Consider the following 17,097-nt stretch of genomic DNA (forward strand, 5'->3'; position numbering starts at 1 on the left):
AGTGACGGACATGTAGGCGGGAGTTGCCATGCGTGTTGCTCTCCATGCGTTGAGAAAGTCACCCGGTGGCAGAAAGTTGCCGAACGGGGGGTGCGCATCCTTACAAAAGCTGTGCCAGAGAATTTTTATGCTTATAAATCAATGCTTTAAATGGCCAAGGCATTCGTTTGGATCGGTTTTTCAGCGATCGCCACTCAAAAGTTGCGCAACTTCTTGCGCAGTGCTGGCAAAAAGTTGCGCACTTGGCTGAAGAGCCCGTGCCATAAGGGCTGCAGCGCTTCAGGCGGCATTTTTTGACTGGCCAAGTGCGCAACTTCTTGCGCAGTTGAACCTGAGGTCAGATCTGCCGAGTCGCCGAGGGAAGAACGATACCGAAGCGGTACAGGAGGAAGGCGTCAGGCACTTCTCAGTCAGAAGGAAGGATTGTTCTGGCATCGATGCGGCAAAAAACCTACAAATAGCAGGGCCGGATAAACACCACAGCGGCTGACGACAGGCGCTGCACCGCCCTGCAACCCTCTGCTCGCCACGCCGCTACGGAACCTGTGGCGCCCCGCGAAGGTCGCAGCTATCCGAACGCTTCGCAGGTGGGTTTGCCACTGCGCTTGTGTCATCATGCTCCGACCGCCGGTTAGCCACCAAAGCCCTCTATGAACAAATCCTACGCATTGCTGCTTGCCCTCGCCCTGCTCCAAGGCTGCCAGAGCCTGGCCCCGAACACCTCGGGCGGCCAGACACCCGCCGCCGATGCCGGCAAGAGCGCGGAAAAGCCCGTGGTGTACGGATCGTTCAAGCAGGAGACCGTCTACAGCCTGCTGGTGGCGGAGCTGGCCGGCCAGCGCAACCGCTTCGACATCGCCCTGAAGAACTACGTCGACCAGGCCGAGAAAACCCAGGACCCTGGGGTTTCCGAACGCGCCTACCGCATCGCCGAATACCTCGGCGCCGACGAACCGGCCCTGGACACCGCGCTGATCTGGGCCCGCAACGACCCGCAGAACCTCGACGCCCAGCGCGCCGCCGCCATCCAGCTGGCCCGTGCCGGGCGCTACGACGATTCCATGACCTATATGGAAAAGGTGCTGCAAGGCCAGGGCGACACCCACTTCGATTTCCTCGCCCTGTCGGCCGCCGAGACCGACCAGAGCACCCGCGACGGCCTGATGCAGAGCTTCGATCGCCTGCTGGTGAAGTACCCCGACAACAGCCAGCTGGTGTTCGGCAAGGCCTTGCTGCTGAACCAGGACAACAAGCCCGAACAGGCCCTGGAGCTGCTCGAAAGCCACCCGCCACAGAACGGCGAGATCGCCCCGGTGCTGCTGCGTGCCCGCCTGCTGCAGGCGCTGGACCGCGGCCCGGAAGCACTGCCGCTGCTGCGCGGCGCGATCCGCGACAACCCGGAAGACAAGCGCCTGCGCCTTACCTACGCGCGCACCCTGGTCGAGCAGGACCGCATCGACGACGCCAAGGCCGAGTTCGAAAGCCTGCTGCAGCAATACCCCGAAGACGACGAGATCCGCTATTCGCTGGCGTTGGTCTGCCTGGAAACCAAGCACTGGGACGAGGCCGAAGGCTATCTGCAGGAAATGGTCGAGCGCGACGCCAACGTCGACGCCGCCCACTTCAACCTCGGCCGCCTGCGCGAAGAGCGCGGCATGCCCGCCGCCGCCCTGCGCGAGTACGCCCTGGTGGGTGCCGGCAACGACTACCTGCCGGCGCAACTGCGCCAGGCCGACATCCTCATTGCCAACGGCCGCAGCGCCGAAGCCTCGCGTTTGCTCGCCGAGGCCCGTGAAGCGCAGCCCGACTACGCCATCCAGCTGTACCTGATCGAGGCCGAGAGCCTGGGCAACAACGGCAAGGAGGCCCAGGCCGACCAGGTGCTGCAGCAGGCGATCAAGCGCTACCCCGACGACCTCAACCTGCTCTACACCCGCGCCATGCTCGCCGAAAAACGCGACGACCTGGCGCAGATGGAAAAAGACCTGCGCGCCATCATCGCCCGCGAGCCGGAGAACGCCATGGCGCTCAACGCGCTGGGCTACACCCTGGCGGATCGCACCACCCGCTACGGCGAGGCCAAGGCGCTGATCGACAAGGCCCACCAGCTCACCCCGGACGACCCGGCGGTGCTCGACAGCCTGGGCTGGGTCAACTACCGCCTGGGCAAGCTCGACGAAGCCGAACGCCTGCTGCGCCAGGCCTACGAGCGCTTCCCCGACCATGAAGTGGCCGCCCACCTGGGCGAAGTGCTGTGGGCCAACGGCAAGCGCCGCGAGGCCAAACAGTTCTGGGCCAAGGGCTTCGAAGCACAGCCCGACAGCCCCATCCTGCGCAAGACCCTCCTGCGCCTGACCGGATCCGAGAGCCTGTAAACATGTTTCTGCGTCATTGCATCACCTTCTCGCTCATCGCCCTGCTCGCCGGCTGCGCCGGTTTCGGCAGCAAAGAGGCCGTACAAGGCCAGGGCAGCCCGCAACTGTGGCGCGAGCACAAGCAGCAGCTGGCCAGCCTCGATGGCTGGCAGATCAACGGCAAGGTCGGCATCCGCGCCCCGCGTGACTCCGGCAGCGGCACGCTGTTCTGGCTGCAACGCCAGGACTACTACGACATCCGCCTGGCCGGCCCGCTCGGCCGCGGCGCCGCGCGCCTGACCGGGCGCCCCGGTGGCGTGGTGCTGGAAGTGGCCAACCAGGGCCGCTACCAGGCCGAAAACCCCGAAGCCCTGCTGGAAGAACAGCTTGGCTGGCGCCTGCCGGTCTCGCACCTGGTGTGGTGGGTGCGTGGCCTGCCCGCCCCGGACAGCAAGAGCCAGCTCACCCTCGACGGCGACAGCCGCCTGGCCAGCCTCAAGCAGGACGGCTGGCAGGTGCAGTACCTGAGCTATACCGAACAGAACGGCTACTGGCTGCCCGAGCGCCTGAAGCTGCATGGCGAGAACATCGACGTGACCCTGGTGGTCAAGGACTGGCAGCCGCGCCAGCTGGGGCACTGACACTGATGGAAAAGCTCACCCTCCCCGCCCCGGCCAAGCTCAACCTGTGGCTGCACATCACCGGCCGCCGCGCGGACGGCTACCACGAGCTGGAAACCGTGTTCCAGTTCCTCGATCACGCCGACGAGCTGAGCTTCGCGCTGCGCGACGACGGCCAGATCCGCCTGCAGACCGAAATCGAGGGCGTGCCCCACGACAGCAACCTGATCGTTCGCGCGGCGCGCCAGTTGCAACAGCAATCCGGCACCTCGCTGGGCGCCGACATCTGGCTGCACAAGGTACTGCCCATGGGCGGCGGCATTGGCGGCGGCAGCTCGGACGCCGCGACCACCCTGCTGGCGCTGGCCCACCTGTGGCAACTGGACTGGGACGAAGATCGCCTGGCCAGCCTGGGCCTGAGCCTGGGCGCCGACGTGCCGGTGTTCGTCCGTGGCCATGCCGCATTCGCCCAGGGCGTCGGCGAACAGCTGACCCCGGTCTACCCCAGCGAACCCTGGTACGTCGTACTGGTGCCGCAAGTGTCTGTCAGCACAGCGGAAATTTTTTCGCATCCAGAGTTGACACGTGATTCCCTCCCCCTTAAGATGCGCCCCGTTCCCGAGGGAAACAGTCGAAATGACTGCCAACCGGTAGTAGAGCAACGTTATCCTGAAGTTCGCAACGCGCTGATTTCATTGGGTAAATATACGGAAGCTCGAATGACCGGCACTGGAAGTTGTGTGTTTGGGGCCTTCCCAAGCAAAGCCGAAGCTGATAAAGTTCTGGCCCTTCTTTCAGCGACCCAAACAGGGTTTGTGGCGAAAGGAAGCAATGTTTCGATGTTGCATCGCAAGCTGCAAAGTCTGCTCAAGAAGTCGAGTTCATAAGAGCTCGCAGCAACAGATACAGGGGCGTCGCCAAGCGGTAAGGCAGCAGGTTTTGATCCTGCCATGCGTTGGTTCGAATCCAGCCGCCCCTGCCATTTTCCTATACTCATCCAGGTATACCCTCAGCCTTCAGGTACTGCGCGTGTCCAAGATGATGGTCTTTACGGGGAACGCTAACCCCGATCTGGCTCGGCGTGTCGTACGTCAGCTGCATATCCCTCTCGGTGACGTCTCTGTCGGTAAGTTCTCCGACGGCGAGATCAGCACTGAGATCAATGAAAATGTCCGCGGTAAAGACGTTTTCATTATTCAGCCGACCTGTGCCCCGACCAACGATAACCTGATGGAACTGGTAGTGATGGCCGATGCCTTCCGCCGCTCCTCAGCATCCCGAATCACCGCCGTGATTCCTTACTTCGGATACGCCCGCCAGGACCGCCGTCCGCGTTCGGCACGTGTAGCCATCAGCGCCAAAGTCGTCGCTGACATGCTCACTGTCGTAGGTATCGACCGTGTACTCACCGTCGACCTGCACGCTGACCAGATCCAGGGTTTCTTCGATATCCCCGTCGACAACATCTACGGCTCGCCCGTACTGGTCGACGACATCGAAGACCAGCGTTTCGAGAACCTGATGATCGTCTCCCCGGACATCGGTGGTGTGGTACGTGCCCGTGCCGTCGCCAAGTCCCTGGGTGTCGATCTCGGGATCATCGACAAACGCCGCGAGAAGGCTAACCACTCCGAGGTTATGCACATCATCGGCGACGTCGAAGGGCGCACCTGCATCCTGGTAGACGACATGGTCGACACCGCCGGCACCCTGTGCCACGCGGCCAAGGCCCTGAAAGAACACGGCGCTGCCAAGGTTTACGCCTACTGCACGCACCCTGTCCTGTCGGGCCGCGCGATCGAGAACATCGAGAAGTCGGTACTGGACGAACTGGTGGTGACCAACACCATCCCGCTGTCCGCCGCTGCTCAAGCCTGTGACCGTATCCGCCAGTTGGATATCGCACCGGTAGTAGCTGAAGCGGTACGCCGCATCAGCAATGAAGAATCGATCAGCGCGATGTTCCGCTAAGCGGGACACGTGTTGATGTGAAGCGCCCCGCCCCAACCTGTGTTGGGGCGGGGCTTTTTTGCCATCCCCGTCTGGCGCTGGTCGCAAACGCCTTGCGGGAGGCTATTTTGGAGAAACAAAATGACTGACTTCATCCTGAACGCCCAAGCGCGTACTGACCTGGGGAAAGGTGCGAGCCGCCGCCTGCGTCACACGCTGAACATCCCTGCCGTTGTTTACGGTGGCGATAAAGAAGCCCAATCCCTGACCATCGTGGCCAAGGAAATCGCCAAGCTGTTCGAAAACGAAGCTGCCTTCAGCCACGTTATCGAACTGAACGTCGACGGCACCAAGCAAAACGTCGTGGTCAAGGCCATGCAGCGTCACCCAGCCAAAGGCTTCATCATGCACGCCGACTTCGTTCGCGTCGTTGCTGGCCAGAAGCTGACCGCCAAGGTTCCAGTTCACTTCGTCGGCGAAGAAGCCCCGATCAAGAAAGGCGGCGAAATCTCGCACGTTGTTTCCGAGATCGAAGTTTCCTGCGAAGCCAAAGACCTGCCTGAGTTCATCGAAGTTGACCTGAGCAAGGCCGAAGTCGGCGCCATCATCCACCTGTCGGACCTGAAAGCTCCGAAAGGCGTAGAGTTCGTTGCTCTGGCCCACGGTGATGACAAAGCTGTTGCCAACGTTCACGCTCCACGCGTTGCTCCAGAAGCAGAAGGCGCTGCCGAGTAATCCACTCGCGCGCCGGTGTTGACCGGGTTACAGTGCGCCCCGCGCCCTGTAACCCACCAACTCCAAGGAAGAGCCCCTGACGTGACCGCCATCCAGTTGATCGTTGGCCTGGGTAACCCCGGCCCCGAATACGAACAGACCCGGCATAACGCAGGGGCTCTTTTCGTTGAACGCGTAGCCAGCGCCCAGCGTGTCTCCTTGACCGCTGACCGCAAATATTTCGGCCTGACGGCTAAATTCAGCCATCAGGGCAACGACGTTCGTTTGCTGATCCCCACCACCTACATGAACCGTAGCGGCCAGTCCGTGGCGGCCTTGGCCAATTTCTTCCGGATCAAGCCGGAGGCCATTCTGGTGGCACACGACGAACTCGACCTGCCTCCCGGCGTCGCCAAGCTCAAGCGCGGTGGCGGCCACGGTGGGCACAACGGCCTGCGCGACATCATCGCGCAGCTCGGCAATCAGAACGACTTCCACCGCCTGCGGCTTGGCATTGGCCACCCGGGCGACGCCAAGCTGGTCTCCAACTTCGTCCTGGGCCGCGCACCGCGCGCCGAACAGGAGAAGCTTGACGCCAGCATCGATTATGCCCTCGGCGTGCTGCCGGACGTGCTCGCTGGCGATTTCGCCAAGGCGATGCGCGAGCTGCACAGCCAGAAGGCCTGACAACTCTAGTAAGGGGAATACCCATGGGTTTCAATTGCGGCATCGTCGGCCTGCCCAACGTCGGCAAGTCCACCCTGTTCAACGCCCTGACCAAGTCCGGTATTGCGGCTGAGAACTTCCCCTTCTGCACCATCGAGCCGAACAGCGGCATCGTGCCGATGCCCGACGCGCGCCTGAATGCGCTGGCCGAAATCGTCAAGCCAAACCGCATCCTGCCGACCACCATGGAGTTCGTCGACATCGCAGGCCTGGTGGCCGGTGCCTCGAAAGGTGAAGGCCTGGGCAACAAGTTCCTCGCCAACATCCGCGAGACCGACGCCATCGCCCACGTGGTGCGCTGCTTCGAAGACGAGAACGTGATTCACGTTTCCAACAGCGTCGACCCCAAGCGCGACATCGAGATCATCGACCTCGAACTGATCTTCGCCGACCTCGACAGCTGCGAGAAGCAACTGCAGAAGGTCGCGCGCAACGCCAAGGGCGGTGACAAGGACGCCCTGGCGCAGAAAGCCATCCTCGAGCAGCTCATCCCCCACTTCACCGAAGGCAAGCCTGCGCGCAGCCTGATGAAGAACATGAGCGCCGACGAGAAAGCCGTCATCCGTGGCTTCCACCTGCTGACCAGCAAGCCGGTGATGTACATCGCCAACGTGGCCGAAGACGGCTTCGACAACAACCCGCACCTGGACGTGGTCAAGGCCATCGCCGAGGAAGAAGGCGCGGTGGTGGTGCCGGTGTGCAACAAGATCGAAGCCGAAATCGCCGAGCTGGATGATGGCGAAGAGAAAGACATGTTCCTCGAGGCCCTGGGCCTGGAAGAGCCTGGCCTGAACCGCGTGATCCGCGCCGGTTACGAGCTGCTCAACCTGCAAACCTACTTCACTGCCGGCGTGCAGGAAGTACGTGCCTGGACCGTACGCGTCGGCGCCACCGCGCCACAGGCCGCGGGCGTGATCCACACCGACTTCGAAAAAGGCTTCATCCGCGCCGAAGTGGTGGCCTACGACGACTTCATCCAGTTCAAGGGTGAAGGCGGTGCCAAGGAAGCCGGCAAGTGGCGCCTGGAAGGCAAGGACTACATCGTCAAGGATGGCGACGTGATGCACTTCCGCTTCAACGTCTGATCCTCCCCTTGAAAAAGACCCGCTTCGGCGGGTTTTTTTTCGCCTGCAGAAAAGCCCTACAGCCAGCACCAGCAAAGACCTCCATGCATTTGCGCAAATTCTTATGCGCAAATATTTCCATAAATGCATTGACTGCATATGCATCAATGCATAGCCTGTGTCTCAAGCCGGGCAGCAACCGGTTGTTACACAGGCAGCGATGAACTGGCCTCGACAGTTCAGAGGGTTGGCAACTGGCCCGGGTGTGCAGCGTAAAGCACCACGATCAGTTATCCGGCGGGCAGGCGGCCGCGGTCGGAGTCAACAATTCGAAGCGCAACCGCGCCGTGCCACCAGTCGTGGCCAGCGGTTGGACAACGCATTACTGAAGAGCCTGCACCGCGGGCTTTTTGGAATGCCGAGCATGGCTTCGGCGCTTCACCCATCCCTGTGGGAGCGGGCTTGCCCGCGATCACCGGCGCAGCCGGTGCCACACAACGCATCGCCCGCTCCCACAGGGCGACGGTTCCAGGCATGACAGTCCAGTCCGACAAGGCTGGGCACTCACCCGCGAGCACTCAACGATGAATTTCTCAGCCACCCGGCCCTGTACGGAGGCCTCCCCATGAACCAGCTCAAGGCGCTGACCACCTACCTGCTCGACCGCAGGCTGGTGCCGCCCGAACAGCTGCAAGCCTGGGCCCAGCAGCTGGACCTGCAACTGGCCTGGACGCAAAACGAGCAAGGCCTGCACATGGGCAACCTGCGCTATCGCGCCCAGTTCGACTTCACCGGCTTCAGCGACCATCCCGCACGCCTCATGGCACTGGCCGGCAGCTGGCTGGAAGCCCATGACCCGGGGCGGCACCTGTTCGCTCTGCCGACACCGACGCTCAGCGTCAAGCGCACGCCCGCAGACAACGACCTGTTCGATGTGTCGCTGGCCCTGGAGTTTGTCGAGCCCCTTTACCTGACCGAGGACAGTGCCGGAGAAATCGAGGTCTTCGGCAAGACCTGGTCCTTCCAGCCACACCCACTGTGGATCGCCGAGCAAGGCGAGGTGGCCCTCGCAGGCCTGCAACAGAGCAACACCCTCCCCTGACTCGACTTCCTGGGCACCAACGCCCAGGCAGCCAGTGGCCCGCTCATGCAGGCCCTGGCCCCCAACCCTTCAATCCCCCCGCTAACGAGGCAACCTATGGCACTCGGTAAAATCAGCGTGAACAATCTCAACCTCGGCCAAGGTGCCGTGACCGAGATCGAGCGCTACTTCCTCTTCATCGGCCCCGCCGCCAAGAACGTCGGCAAGCTGTTGACCCTGAACACCGACAGCGACCTGGACAACGATCTGGGCGCGGCGGACAGCGACCTCAAAACCCAGCTGATCGCAGCCCGGGCCAACGGCGGCGACCGCTGGGCCTGCCTGGCCGCGCCGATCGGCGCCGAGGGCGACTGGGCTCCCGCCCTGGAACACGCCCAGCAACAAGGCTATTCGGTCGAAGGCATCGTCATCACCAAACCGGTGACCACGGGCCCCGAACTGCTGGCCATGAGCGACGCAGCCGAACAGTTGGGCGCCCGCTACGGCCGCCGCTCGTTCGTCCTGGCCGCGAGCGCCGGCATCCTGCCGAGCGCGACCTGGTCGGACTACCTCACCGAGCAGAAAGCGATCACCAACGGCTTTGCCGCCCCGCGTGTGGCGGTGGTGCCACTGCTGCACGGCAACGACCTGGGCGTGCTGGCCGGGCGCCTGGCCAACGCGGCCTGCAGCATCGCCGATACCCCCATGCGCGTCGCCAGCGGCCCGCTCCGTGGCCTGGGCCTGGTGCCCGTCGACAAGGACGGCATCCCCCTGCCCTCGTCGGTGCGCAGCGAGCTGGACAAGGCGCGCTTCTCCGTCTCCCAGACCTACCCCGACTACGAGGGCGTGTACTGGGGCGACGCCAACCTGCTCGACACCGCCGCCAGCGACTTCCAGGTCCTGGAACACCTGCGCCTGGCCGACAAGGCCGCCCGCCAGGTACGCCCGCTGCTGATCCGCCGCATCGGCGATCGCCGCCTGAACAACAGCCCCGCCAGCATGGCCGCCAACACCAGCGCGCTGATGGCGCCGCTGCGCAGGATGGCCAAGGCGGTGAAGTTCGCCGGCGAAGTGTTCCCGGGCGAGATCCAGCCACCCCGTGACGGCGACCTGGTCATCGTCTGGAAGAGCAACACCCAGGTGGAAGTGTTCATCCGCATCCGCCCGCACAACTGCCCCAAGGACATCACCGCGAACATCGCGCTGGACCTTTCCCAGGACAACCAGGAGTAACCCATGGCCAAGATCAGTGGCTTGAACTTCGACATCAACGTGGGCGACCTGAAGATCCACGTTGAGAACGCAAACCTCGAAATCACCGACAACAGCGCCGTGGCCCAGACCAGGGGCGTGCCGGACGGTTGGGTCGCCGGCAACGTGACCGCCAGCGGCGAGCTGGAAGTGGACACCACCAACTTCAACCTGATCATCGAAGCCGCCGCCAAGGCCGGCAGCTTCCGCCAGCTGGGCACCTTCGACCAGCTGTTCTACGCCAAGACCCCTACCGACGAGATCCGCGTGGAGGCCTTCGGCTGCCGCTTCAAGATCTCCAACTTGCTCAACATCGACGCCAAGGGCGGCGAGAAGACCAAGCACAAGCTGCACTTCGACGTCACCAGCCCGGACTTCATCCACATCAACGGCGTGCCGTACCTGTCCTTCGAAGAGGTCGAGGGCCTGATCTGATGGTGTGCCCATTCGACCGCGCCCAGGCCCTGGAGCAGCTCAGGCGCGACCTGGCAATCGCCGCCGCTCGCGGCCGGGGCGCGGCGACTGGGCCGAGCCTCAGCCACTGCGTGGACTGCGCCGACCAGATCCCCGAGGCGCGCCGCGCCCTGGGCGGCAAGACCCGCTGCGTCCCCTGCCAGCACCTTCACGAACGCGGCCGCTGAGCGCCGCCCCCTGCACGTTTGCATCCCCCCTTCCAACGGAGTAACGACACCATGACCCAACGCACCGAAATCACCCTGGAAGTCGGCGACCTGTCCCTGGACTTCGCCATCGACCCGGCCCTGATGACCAAGTACATCAACGCCCTGACCCCCTCCAACAAGGTCGCACCGGCCAACAACCTGCTGGTCACCGCCGTGAAAGCCGAACACAAGGAGCAGCTCAAGCCGCTGCTGGCCAACCCGATGACCGTGATCCAGCTGGCCGGCGCGCTGGTCGAGGAATACGCCCCGACCGTCGAGGTCACCGTAAAAAAGCGCTCGGCCACGCCGAGCGACTGACCGAGGACGGCCTCGGCCAGCTGCTGGCCCTGGCGGAGCGCTGGCTGCCCGGCGCACCTGCCACGCCCGAAAACCTGGGCACCGCCAAGTGGCTGGAGGACGAGCACTGGCGACGCATGGAAATCGCCATTGCCAACGGCATCGCACGTGCATTCAACGGAAGCTGACATCCCATGAGCGCGAACAATGCATCAAGCCGGCTGGATTTCATCCTGTCGCTGACCGACAAGGTCACCGCGCCGCTGGCGAGGATGACCCAAGGATTCAACAGCCTGACCGAGAAGAGCCAGGCCGCCATCAAGCAGATCACCGATGGCACGCAGAAACTGAAAAGCTCGGCGGGCGGCTTCGGGACCTTCCTGCAGCCTGCCCTGGAAATGAACCGCGCCCTGGGCGATGTGCGCTCGCTCGGTGTGGCCGACGAGGCCCTGGACGCCCTCAACAACAAGGCCCTGAAGTTTTCTGTCGCCTATGGCGAGAACGCCAGGGACTTCGTCGCCTCGGCCTACAAGATCGAAGGCGCGATCAAAGGCCTGGCCGGCTCCCAGCTGGCCACTTTCACCTACGCCAGCAGCGTGCTGGCCAAGGCCACCAAGGCCGACCAGGGCGTGATGGCCGAGTACGTCGGCACGCTGTACAACCTGCAGAAACAGCAGGCCGACGCCATGGGCAAGGGCCAGTGGGTCAAGGTACTGGCCGGGCAGACCGCCCTGGCGGTCCAGCTGTTCCGCACCAGCGGCGCGCAGATCAAAGATGGCTTCAAGGAAGCCGGTGCACAGGCCACCGCCGCCGGCGTCGACCTGGCCGAGCAGATGGTCGTCATCGGCAGCCTGTCCGGGAGCATGGACGCCAGCGCGGCCGGCGGGCTGTACAAGGCGTTCTTCGAGAACATCGAGAAAGCCTCGGGCAAGCTCGGCATGACGTTTACCGACACCAATGGCAAGGTCCTGCCGATGCTGGACATCCTGGCCAAGCTGCAGGGCAAGTTCGGCGATCTGCGCGGTGCGGCGGCCAACGCCGAGATCACCGAGGCCTTCGGCGGCGAGGCGGCCCGGCTCATCGGCACACTGGCCCAGGACACCGACCGCCTGAAGAACGGCATCGACCAGCTGGGCCAGGTCCGTGGCCTGGAACAGGCAGAGAAAATGGCCCAGGCCATGGTCGACCCCTGGCAACAGTTCACAACCGCAGTCACCGCGCTGCGCATCGCCTTCGGCCAGGCGTTGATTCCCATCCTGCAACCCTTGATGGCACGCCTGGTCGAGATCGGCCAGACCCTGGTCCGCTGGATCAAGCTGTTCCCCAACATCACCCGCGTGATCGCCATCGCCACCCTGGCGGTCCTTGGCATCAGCGCCGCACTGACCGCCCTGACGGTGCTGGTCGCAGCCGCCAGGATCGCCATGACCGGCTTGAACCTGATCTGGGCGCTGCTCACCTGGACCGGGTGGAAAAGCATCACGATGTTCATTGCCCACTCCATCCAATGCGTGCTTCTGGTCGCCCGGGTACTGCTGATGGTGACCGCCCTGGGCATCGCGCGCCTGGCCATGCTCGCCTGGCAGGGCGCCATCTGGCTGGTGAACGCCGCAATGATGGCCAACCCCGTTGGCCTGATCATCGCCGGCATCGTCGCCCTGGTCGCCACGGTCGTGCTGGTGATCGCCTATTGGGATGAACTCAAGGCCGCACTCATGGACAGCGCCGCCTTCCAGTGGATCAGCGGGCAACTGCAAGCGCTGGGCGACTGGTTCGACAAGATGGGTGGCTGGACCGGCATGGCCACGGCCGCCTGGGACGGCATCGTCGCCATCGTTCGGCGTTCGATCAACGAGGTGATCGAATGGCTGAACAAGATCCCGGGGGTGAACATCCAGACGCGTTTCGCCGAACCGTCGCAAGCACCCAAGGTGCCTGAGCTTCCCGGCCCGACCGTGCCCATCGGCGTGCTGCCCATGACCACCACGCCCTCGCCCCTCAAGACCCTGATGCAGGTGCCATCGCCGGCACCGCTGATGCCCTCGCCGGCCGCGCTCGCCGCACCGGCGCCGAGCGTTGCGACCGAACAGCTCGAGCAGCAGCGCCAGCGCCTGGCCCAGACCGCACTCAACCTCTCGCCGGCCAACCCGACGAGCGTTCCCCAGGGAGGCCTGATGACCCAGATCCAGAACACCACCCAGACCCAGGATCGTCGCCTGCACGTCGAGAAGGTCGAGATCAACACCAGCAAAGCCATGAACCCGCTGGAGCTCGAGCAAATGATGGAAATGGCGGTGGCCTGATGAGCGACTACATCGACCTGCTGATCCACGACAACGACCTGGTCCTGGACCCCTCCCACCAACCGCTGCTGATCGAAGACCGGGCCAGCATCGCCCAGGACATCGCCCACATGATTCGCGACAGCGGCCTGCTGGTGAACCTGGTGGCCGAGCGCAGCCGCCAACGCCAGGCCGACTGCATCCTGCAGCTGGAGCTGCTGGTGGAGGACGACGAACGCCTGCTGCCCGGTACCGCCCGCGTCCTGGCAGAGCGCCCGGGCCGCTACCTGGTCACGGCGAAAACCCTGAAATTCGGTGATATCGAGGTATACCTGTGAGCGACTTGGACTTTCGCAAAGTGCTGGCCGACGCCGGCATTCCCACCACCGAGGCGGCCCTGCACAAGGCCTGGGAGGCCGAAGTGGCCGCCCAGGGCAGCAAGCTCAGCAACACCAGCGCCTACTCGCCGTTCTGGCGCGTGGTGACGGCGCTGGTGACCAAGCCGGTGCTCTGGCTGCTCGGTTTCATCAGCGACACCGTGCTGCCCAACTTCTTCGTCAAGACCGCCAGCGGCGCCTGGCTGGACAGCCTGGCCTGGGCGGTGAACGTTGAGCGCAAAGGGGCGACCAAGGCCCAGGGCCTGCTGTTGTTCACCCGTGAGAACAGCGCCGGCGAGCTGCTGATGCGCGCCGGCGTGGTGGTGCAGTCCGCCGCGATCAACGGGCACGTCTACCAGCTGGTGACCACCGAGGATGCGCTGTTCCCCGACGGCCGCCTGCAACTGTCAGTCAAGGTCCAGGCGCAACAAGTCGGCAGCGGCTACAACCTGGCGCCCGGGTACTACGCCATCCTGCCCGAGCCGGTCACCGGGATCGTCCAGGTCGTCAACACAGACGGCTGGATGAGTGCTCCCGGCGCCGACCCCGAGCCGGACGAGCAACTGCGCCTGCGCACCCGCAACCAGTTCAGCGCCGTCAACCAGTGGCACACCGACGCGGTCTATCGCGCCATGATCGCCGCCTTCCCGGGCGTGCGCCCCGACGGCGTGTATTTCCGTCATGACGCCCCGCGCGGCCCGGGCAGTGCCAACGCCTATGTGCTGTTCGACGCCGACGTGCCGGCCGAGTCTTACTTGCAGCAGATCAACGCCCACGTGCGCGACGAAGGCAACCACGGCCACGGCGACGACCTCATGGTGATGGTCATGCCCGAGACGCGCCACGACATCGCGCTGACGGTCTGGCCGCAGGCGAACCTGACGGCCCAGCGGCGCGAAGCGCTGCAGCAGGGGATCACCCAGTTCATCCGCGCGGCGTTTCGCGAAAGCACCCTGAGCGACTACCGCCCGACATTGACCCTTCCGCAGTCGCGGTTCTCCTTCAGCCGCCTGGCCGAGGAGCTGCACCAGACGTTCGCCGACATCCAGTCGCTGCACTTCGGCAACGACGACATCGTCTCGCAGCTGAGCATCGCCCGCATCGCCGAACTGAAGGTGGACCTGGTATGAGCCCGTTGAAACTGCCGTTCTGGCTCGCCGGAACCGAGCTGACCAAGCTCAAGGACGCCGCACAGGCCTGGTGGGCCAGGGTGACCGAATGGCTGCGCTGGCCATTGCAGCAGATGGACGCCCAGACCTGCCACCTCACCGTCCTCGACCTGCTCGCCTGGCAGCGGGACATCACCCGCTTCAAGGACGAGCCGGAAAGCCTGTACCGCCTGCGGGTGAAGTTCGCCTTCGTCAATGCCGTCGACGCCGGCAGCACCGCCGGCCTCAAGCGCATCCTGCAGCGCCTTGGCGTGGGCTACATCGAGATCGACGAGCGCATGCCGGACCGCGACTGGGACGTCGTCCTGTTGCGCCTCTCCGATTCGCAACTGTCGGAGAACCCCGAGCTTCTGCGCGTGCTGGTCCAGCAATACGGCCGCACCTGCCGCCGCTACGACTTCGTGTCGATCACCCCTGTTTCGCTGCGCATCGGCGCAGTTCATTTCAACGACGACCAGCAGACGCTGGTCGCCAGCCTGTAGGAGCCAGCATGGCTACAATCACGCTCGCCGGTGAAAGACTGATCGCCGAAAAGATCGCCTACGATGACTTTCTGACGGTCACCCGCTTCATCTACGCCAACGTTCCGGGGCTCGACCCCTACAAGCCGGTGGACCGCGCCGAGGCCATGCCGCCGGCGGAGCAGATCGTCCACCGCTATGAAGTGCCCTACACCAACCGCAGCTTCGTCAACCCCAACCAGGTGGTGTACAGCTCGATGCTCAGCAGTGACGTCGGCGACTTCGACTGGAACTGGCTCGGCCTGGAAACCTCCGACGGCGTCCTGTTCGCAGTGGCCTACGTGCCGCTGCAGCAGAAGCGCCGCAACATCCCGCCCCTGCAGATCGGCAACAACATCACGCGCAACATCCTGGTCGAGTTCAGCGGCGCCCAGGCCGTGACCGGCATCACCATCGACTCCAGCACCTGGCAGTACGATCACACTATTCGCCTGGCCAGTATCGATGACCGCGAGCGTGCGAGTAACCGGGATATCTTCGGTCGGGCCTGCTTCTTCGGCACGGCCTGGCAGCTGGAAAAGGGCAACGAATTCGGTCGCTATCGAACCAAGGGTGGCCTGGCCTACGTTGAGGGATTGCGTATCGGCAACCTGGGCGCCAGCGGCGGTGATAGCGTACTCATCTCCTCGTTGCCTGCCACCGTCTGGCTGGATGTGGCACTGGAGCGCCAGGGCAACGACGTTTACCCCCACTCCAAGCTGGTAACAGGCACGGATCGCCCCGACTACTGGGACTCGGCGGGCAAGTTTCACTATTGTGTCGCGATCGCCGACGTGACCAGCACCGGTATCGTCGATCGGCGCACGGTCGAGCCGATCGACGGCCCCTTGCTGAAGCACTTCGCCACCCGCAAATCGGTCAGCGACCTCGAAGACGGCACCACGCCGGCCGGCAAGGCCCGCCGCCTGGCCGAGGCGCAGCAGATCGCCTTGCAGGGCGATATCACCGGCCGCGTCGACTTCGACGGCAGCAAGAGCGTGGTCATCCAGGCCACCCTTCCCGACCTCGGCGTAGTGCCTGGGGCCTATTCGAAACTGGTCATCAATGCCAAGGGGCAGGCTATCGGCAGCCAGGCACTGCAGCAGATCGACATCCCCAACCTGGACTGGAGCAAGATCACCAGCGGCAAACCGACCACCTTGCAGGGGTACGGGATCACTGATGCCATCAAGCGCGGCGACCATGGGCTGGCGTCCAATTTCGCCCCCCTCAGCCCGATCGACACGATCGGGCTGCCAGGCGGCTTCCACACGATCGCCGACGGCGCGACTTCGCTGGCGAACTACTGCACCGTGCTCAACATGCCGTACTACTCCGAGAAGTTCTCGGCTCAGATCGCGGTGAAGCAGGGCGGTCCTGGCGTGCAAGTCTTTGCCCGTGCCACGACCAACCAATGGCAGTGGACCCCGACGGTCGAGATGTACCACACCGGCAACCTCAACCCTGCGGCCATCGTGCCCGCTGGCACGCTGATCCAGACCTTCAGCCGCACCGCCCCCAGCGGAACCCTGCGCTGCAATGGCGCGGCCGTCAGCCGCACCACGTTCGCCTCGCTGTTCTCCGCGATCGGCATCCTGTACGGCGCCGGCGATGGCGCGACCACCTTCAACCTGCCCGACACCCGCGGCCTGTTCACCCGCGACGTCGACGACGGGCGCGGCTTCGACCCGGGCCGCGTCCAGGGCTCCGTCCAGGCCAGCCAGAACCTGTGGCACGCGCATTCGGCCACGGCAGGCGAGGCCGGCTGGCACTACCACCCGGGCAGCTCCATCGCCGCAGCAGGCGAGCACACCCACACCGCGCCCCGCGCCATGAACAACGACGTCGGCAACGGCGCCCCCAACTTCACCACCGCGAACTACACCAACGGCGTGACCGCGGCTACTCATGCCGCCGGCTCGCACACCCACGGCCTGTCGATGGTCGGCGATGGCGTGCACAGCCACGCCATCAGCATCGGCGGCGACGGCGGCAACGAATCGCGGCCGGTGAACATGGCCCTGTACTGCTTCATCAAATACTGAGGTGC

18 protein-coding genes and 1 tRNA gene are annotated in these 17,097 nt (G+C 64.2%); all 19 read left to right on the plus strand.

Features of this window, described 5'->3' with window-relative positions:
• Positions 1-650 precede the first annotated feature (650 nt).
• The 19 genes from DM373_RS22165 to DM373_RS22250 all read left to right on the plus strand — a co-directional run bounded on the left by DM373_RS22165 (position 651) and on the right by DM373_RS22250 (position 17,092).
• Positions 651-2,375 (plus strand): tetratricopeptide repeat protein, encoded by a 1,725-nt coding sequence (locus tag DM373_RS22165; protein ID WP_110995619.1) that lies wholly within the window; start codon positions 651-653, stop codon positions 2,373-2,375.
• Positions 2,376-2,377: 2 nt separating this feature from the next.
• A complete protein-coding gene (gene lolB / locus DM373_RS22170; protein ID WP_110995620.1) occupies positions 2,378-2,995 on the plus strand; it encodes a lipoprotein insertase outer membrane protein LolB in 618 nt (205 codons plus the stop codon).
• A 5-nt stretch (positions 2,996-3,000) separates the two neighbouring features.
• Positions 3,001-3,861 carry a 4-(cytidine 5'-diphospho)-2-C-methyl-D-erythritol kinase gene (ispE, locus tag DM373_RS22175; RefSeq protein ID WP_110995621.1) on the plus strand — a complete coding sequence of 287 codons (861 nt, stop codon included), beginning with the start codon at positions 3,001-3,003 and terminating at the stop codon, positions 3,859-3,861.
• Positions 3,862-3,881: 20 nt separating this feature from the next.
• A tRNA-Gln gene (locus tag DM373_RS22180) sits at positions 3,882-3,956 on the plus strand.
• A 47-nt stretch (positions 3,957-4,003) separates the two neighbouring features.
• Complete coding sequence (locus tag DM373_RS22185) at positions 4,004-4,945, plus strand: ribose-phosphate pyrophosphokinase (protein WP_099773531.1); 942 nt, start codon at positions 4,004-4,006, stop codon at positions 4,943-4,945.
• 120 nt (positions 4,946-5,065) lie between these two features.
• Positions 5,066-5,659, plus strand: a complete 594-nt coding sequence (locus DM373_RS22190; RefSeq protein ID WP_110995622.1) for a 50S ribosomal protein L25/general stress protein Ctc — start codon at positions 5,066-5,068, stop codon at positions 5,657-5,659.
• An 81-nt stretch (positions 5,660-5,740) separates the two neighbouring features.
• Positions 5,741-6,325 (plus strand): aminoacyl-tRNA hydrolase, encoded by a 585-nt coding sequence (pth, locus tag DM373_RS22195; RefSeq protein ID WP_110995623.1) that lies wholly within the window; start codon positions 5,741-5,743, stop codon positions 6,323-6,325.
• 23 nt (positions 6,326-6,348) lie between these two features.
• Complete coding sequence (gene ychF / locus DM373_RS22200; RefSeq protein ID WP_110995624.1) at positions 6,349-7,449, plus strand: redox-regulated ATPase YchF; 1,101 nt, start codon at positions 6,349-6,351, stop codon at positions 7,447-7,449.
• A 604-nt stretch (positions 7,450-8,053) separates the two neighbouring features.
• Positions 8,054-8,530 carry a phage tail protein gene (locus DM373_RS22205; RefSeq protein ID WP_110995625.1) on the plus strand — a complete coding sequence of 159 codons (477 nt, stop codon included), beginning with the start codon at positions 8,054-8,056 and terminating at the stop codon, positions 8,528-8,530.
• Positions 8,531-8,626: 96 nt separating this feature from the next.
• Entirely contained in the window at positions 8,627-9,742 is a 1,116-nt protein-coding gene (locus DM373_RS22210) for a DUF2586 domain-containing protein (RefSeq protein ID WP_110995626.1), read from the plus strand.
• Positions 9,743-9,745: 3 nt separating this feature from the next.
• Positions 9,746-10,195 (plus strand): phage protein, encoded by a 450-nt coding sequence (locus DM373_RS22215; RefSeq protein ID WP_110995627.1) that lies wholly within the window; start codon positions 9,746-9,748, stop codon positions 10,193-10,195.
• Positions 10,195-10,401, plus strand: coding sequence for a TraR/DksA C4-type zinc finger protein (locus DM373_RS22220; protein ID WP_110995628.1), 207 nt, complete (start codon positions 10,195-10,197; stop codon positions 10,399-10,401). Before DM373_RS22215 ends, DM373_RS22220 begins: the two co-directional genes overlap by 1 nt.
• 51 nt (positions 10,402-10,452) lie before the next feature.
• Entirely contained in the window at positions 10,453-10,740 is a 288-nt protein-coding gene (locus DM373_RS22225; RefSeq protein ID WP_110995629.1) for a putative phage tail assembly chaperone, read from the plus strand.
• Positions 10,741-10,760: 20 nt separating this feature from the next.
• The gene (locus tag DM373_RS29790; RefSeq protein ID WP_425272606.1) at positions 10,761-10,907 is read left to right on the plus strand and encodes a DUF6890 family protein; all 147 of its coding nucleotides are present in this window, start codon (positions 10,761-10,763) and stop codon (positions 10,905-10,907) included.
• 6 nt (positions 10,908-10,913) lie between these two features.
• Entirely contained in the window at positions 10,914-13,022 is a 2,109-nt protein-coding gene (locus tag DM373_RS22230; RefSeq protein WP_110995630.1) for a phage tail tape measure protein, read from the plus strand.
• Positions 13,022-13,339, plus strand: coding sequence for a DUF2590 family protein (locus DM373_RS22235; protein ID WP_110995631.1), 318 nt, complete (start codon positions 13,022-13,024; stop codon positions 13,337-13,339). Before DM373_RS22230 ends, DM373_RS22235 begins: the two co-directional genes overlap by 1 nt.
• A complete protein-coding gene (locus DM373_RS22240) occupies positions 13,336-14,508 on the plus strand; it encodes a baseplate J/gp47 family protein (protein WP_110995632.1) in 1,173 nt (390 codons plus the stop codon). The genes DM373_RS22235 and DM373_RS22240 overlap by 4 nt, the downstream gene beginning before the upstream one ends.
• Positions 14,505-15,029, plus strand: a complete 525-nt coding sequence (locus DM373_RS22245) for a phage tail protein (protein ID WP_110995633.1) — start codon at positions 14,505-14,507, stop codon at positions 15,027-15,029. The genes DM373_RS22240 and DM373_RS22245 overlap by 4 nt, the downstream gene beginning before the upstream one ends.
• 8 nt (positions 15,030-15,037) lie before the next feature.
• On the plus strand, positions 15,038-17,092 hold the full coding sequence (locus tag DM373_RS22250) for a phage tail-collar fiber domain-containing protein (protein ID WP_110995634.1): 2,055 nt from the start codon (positions 15,038-15,040) through the stop codon (positions 17,090-17,092).
• Positions 17,093-17,097: the final 5 nt, after the last annotated feature.

It is taken from the genome of Pseudomonas sichuanensis (assembly GCF_003231305.1).
Classification (GTDB): Bacteria; Pseudomonadota; Gammaproteobacteria; order Pseudomonadales; family Pseudomonadaceae; genus Aquipseudomonas; species Aquipseudomonas sichuanensis.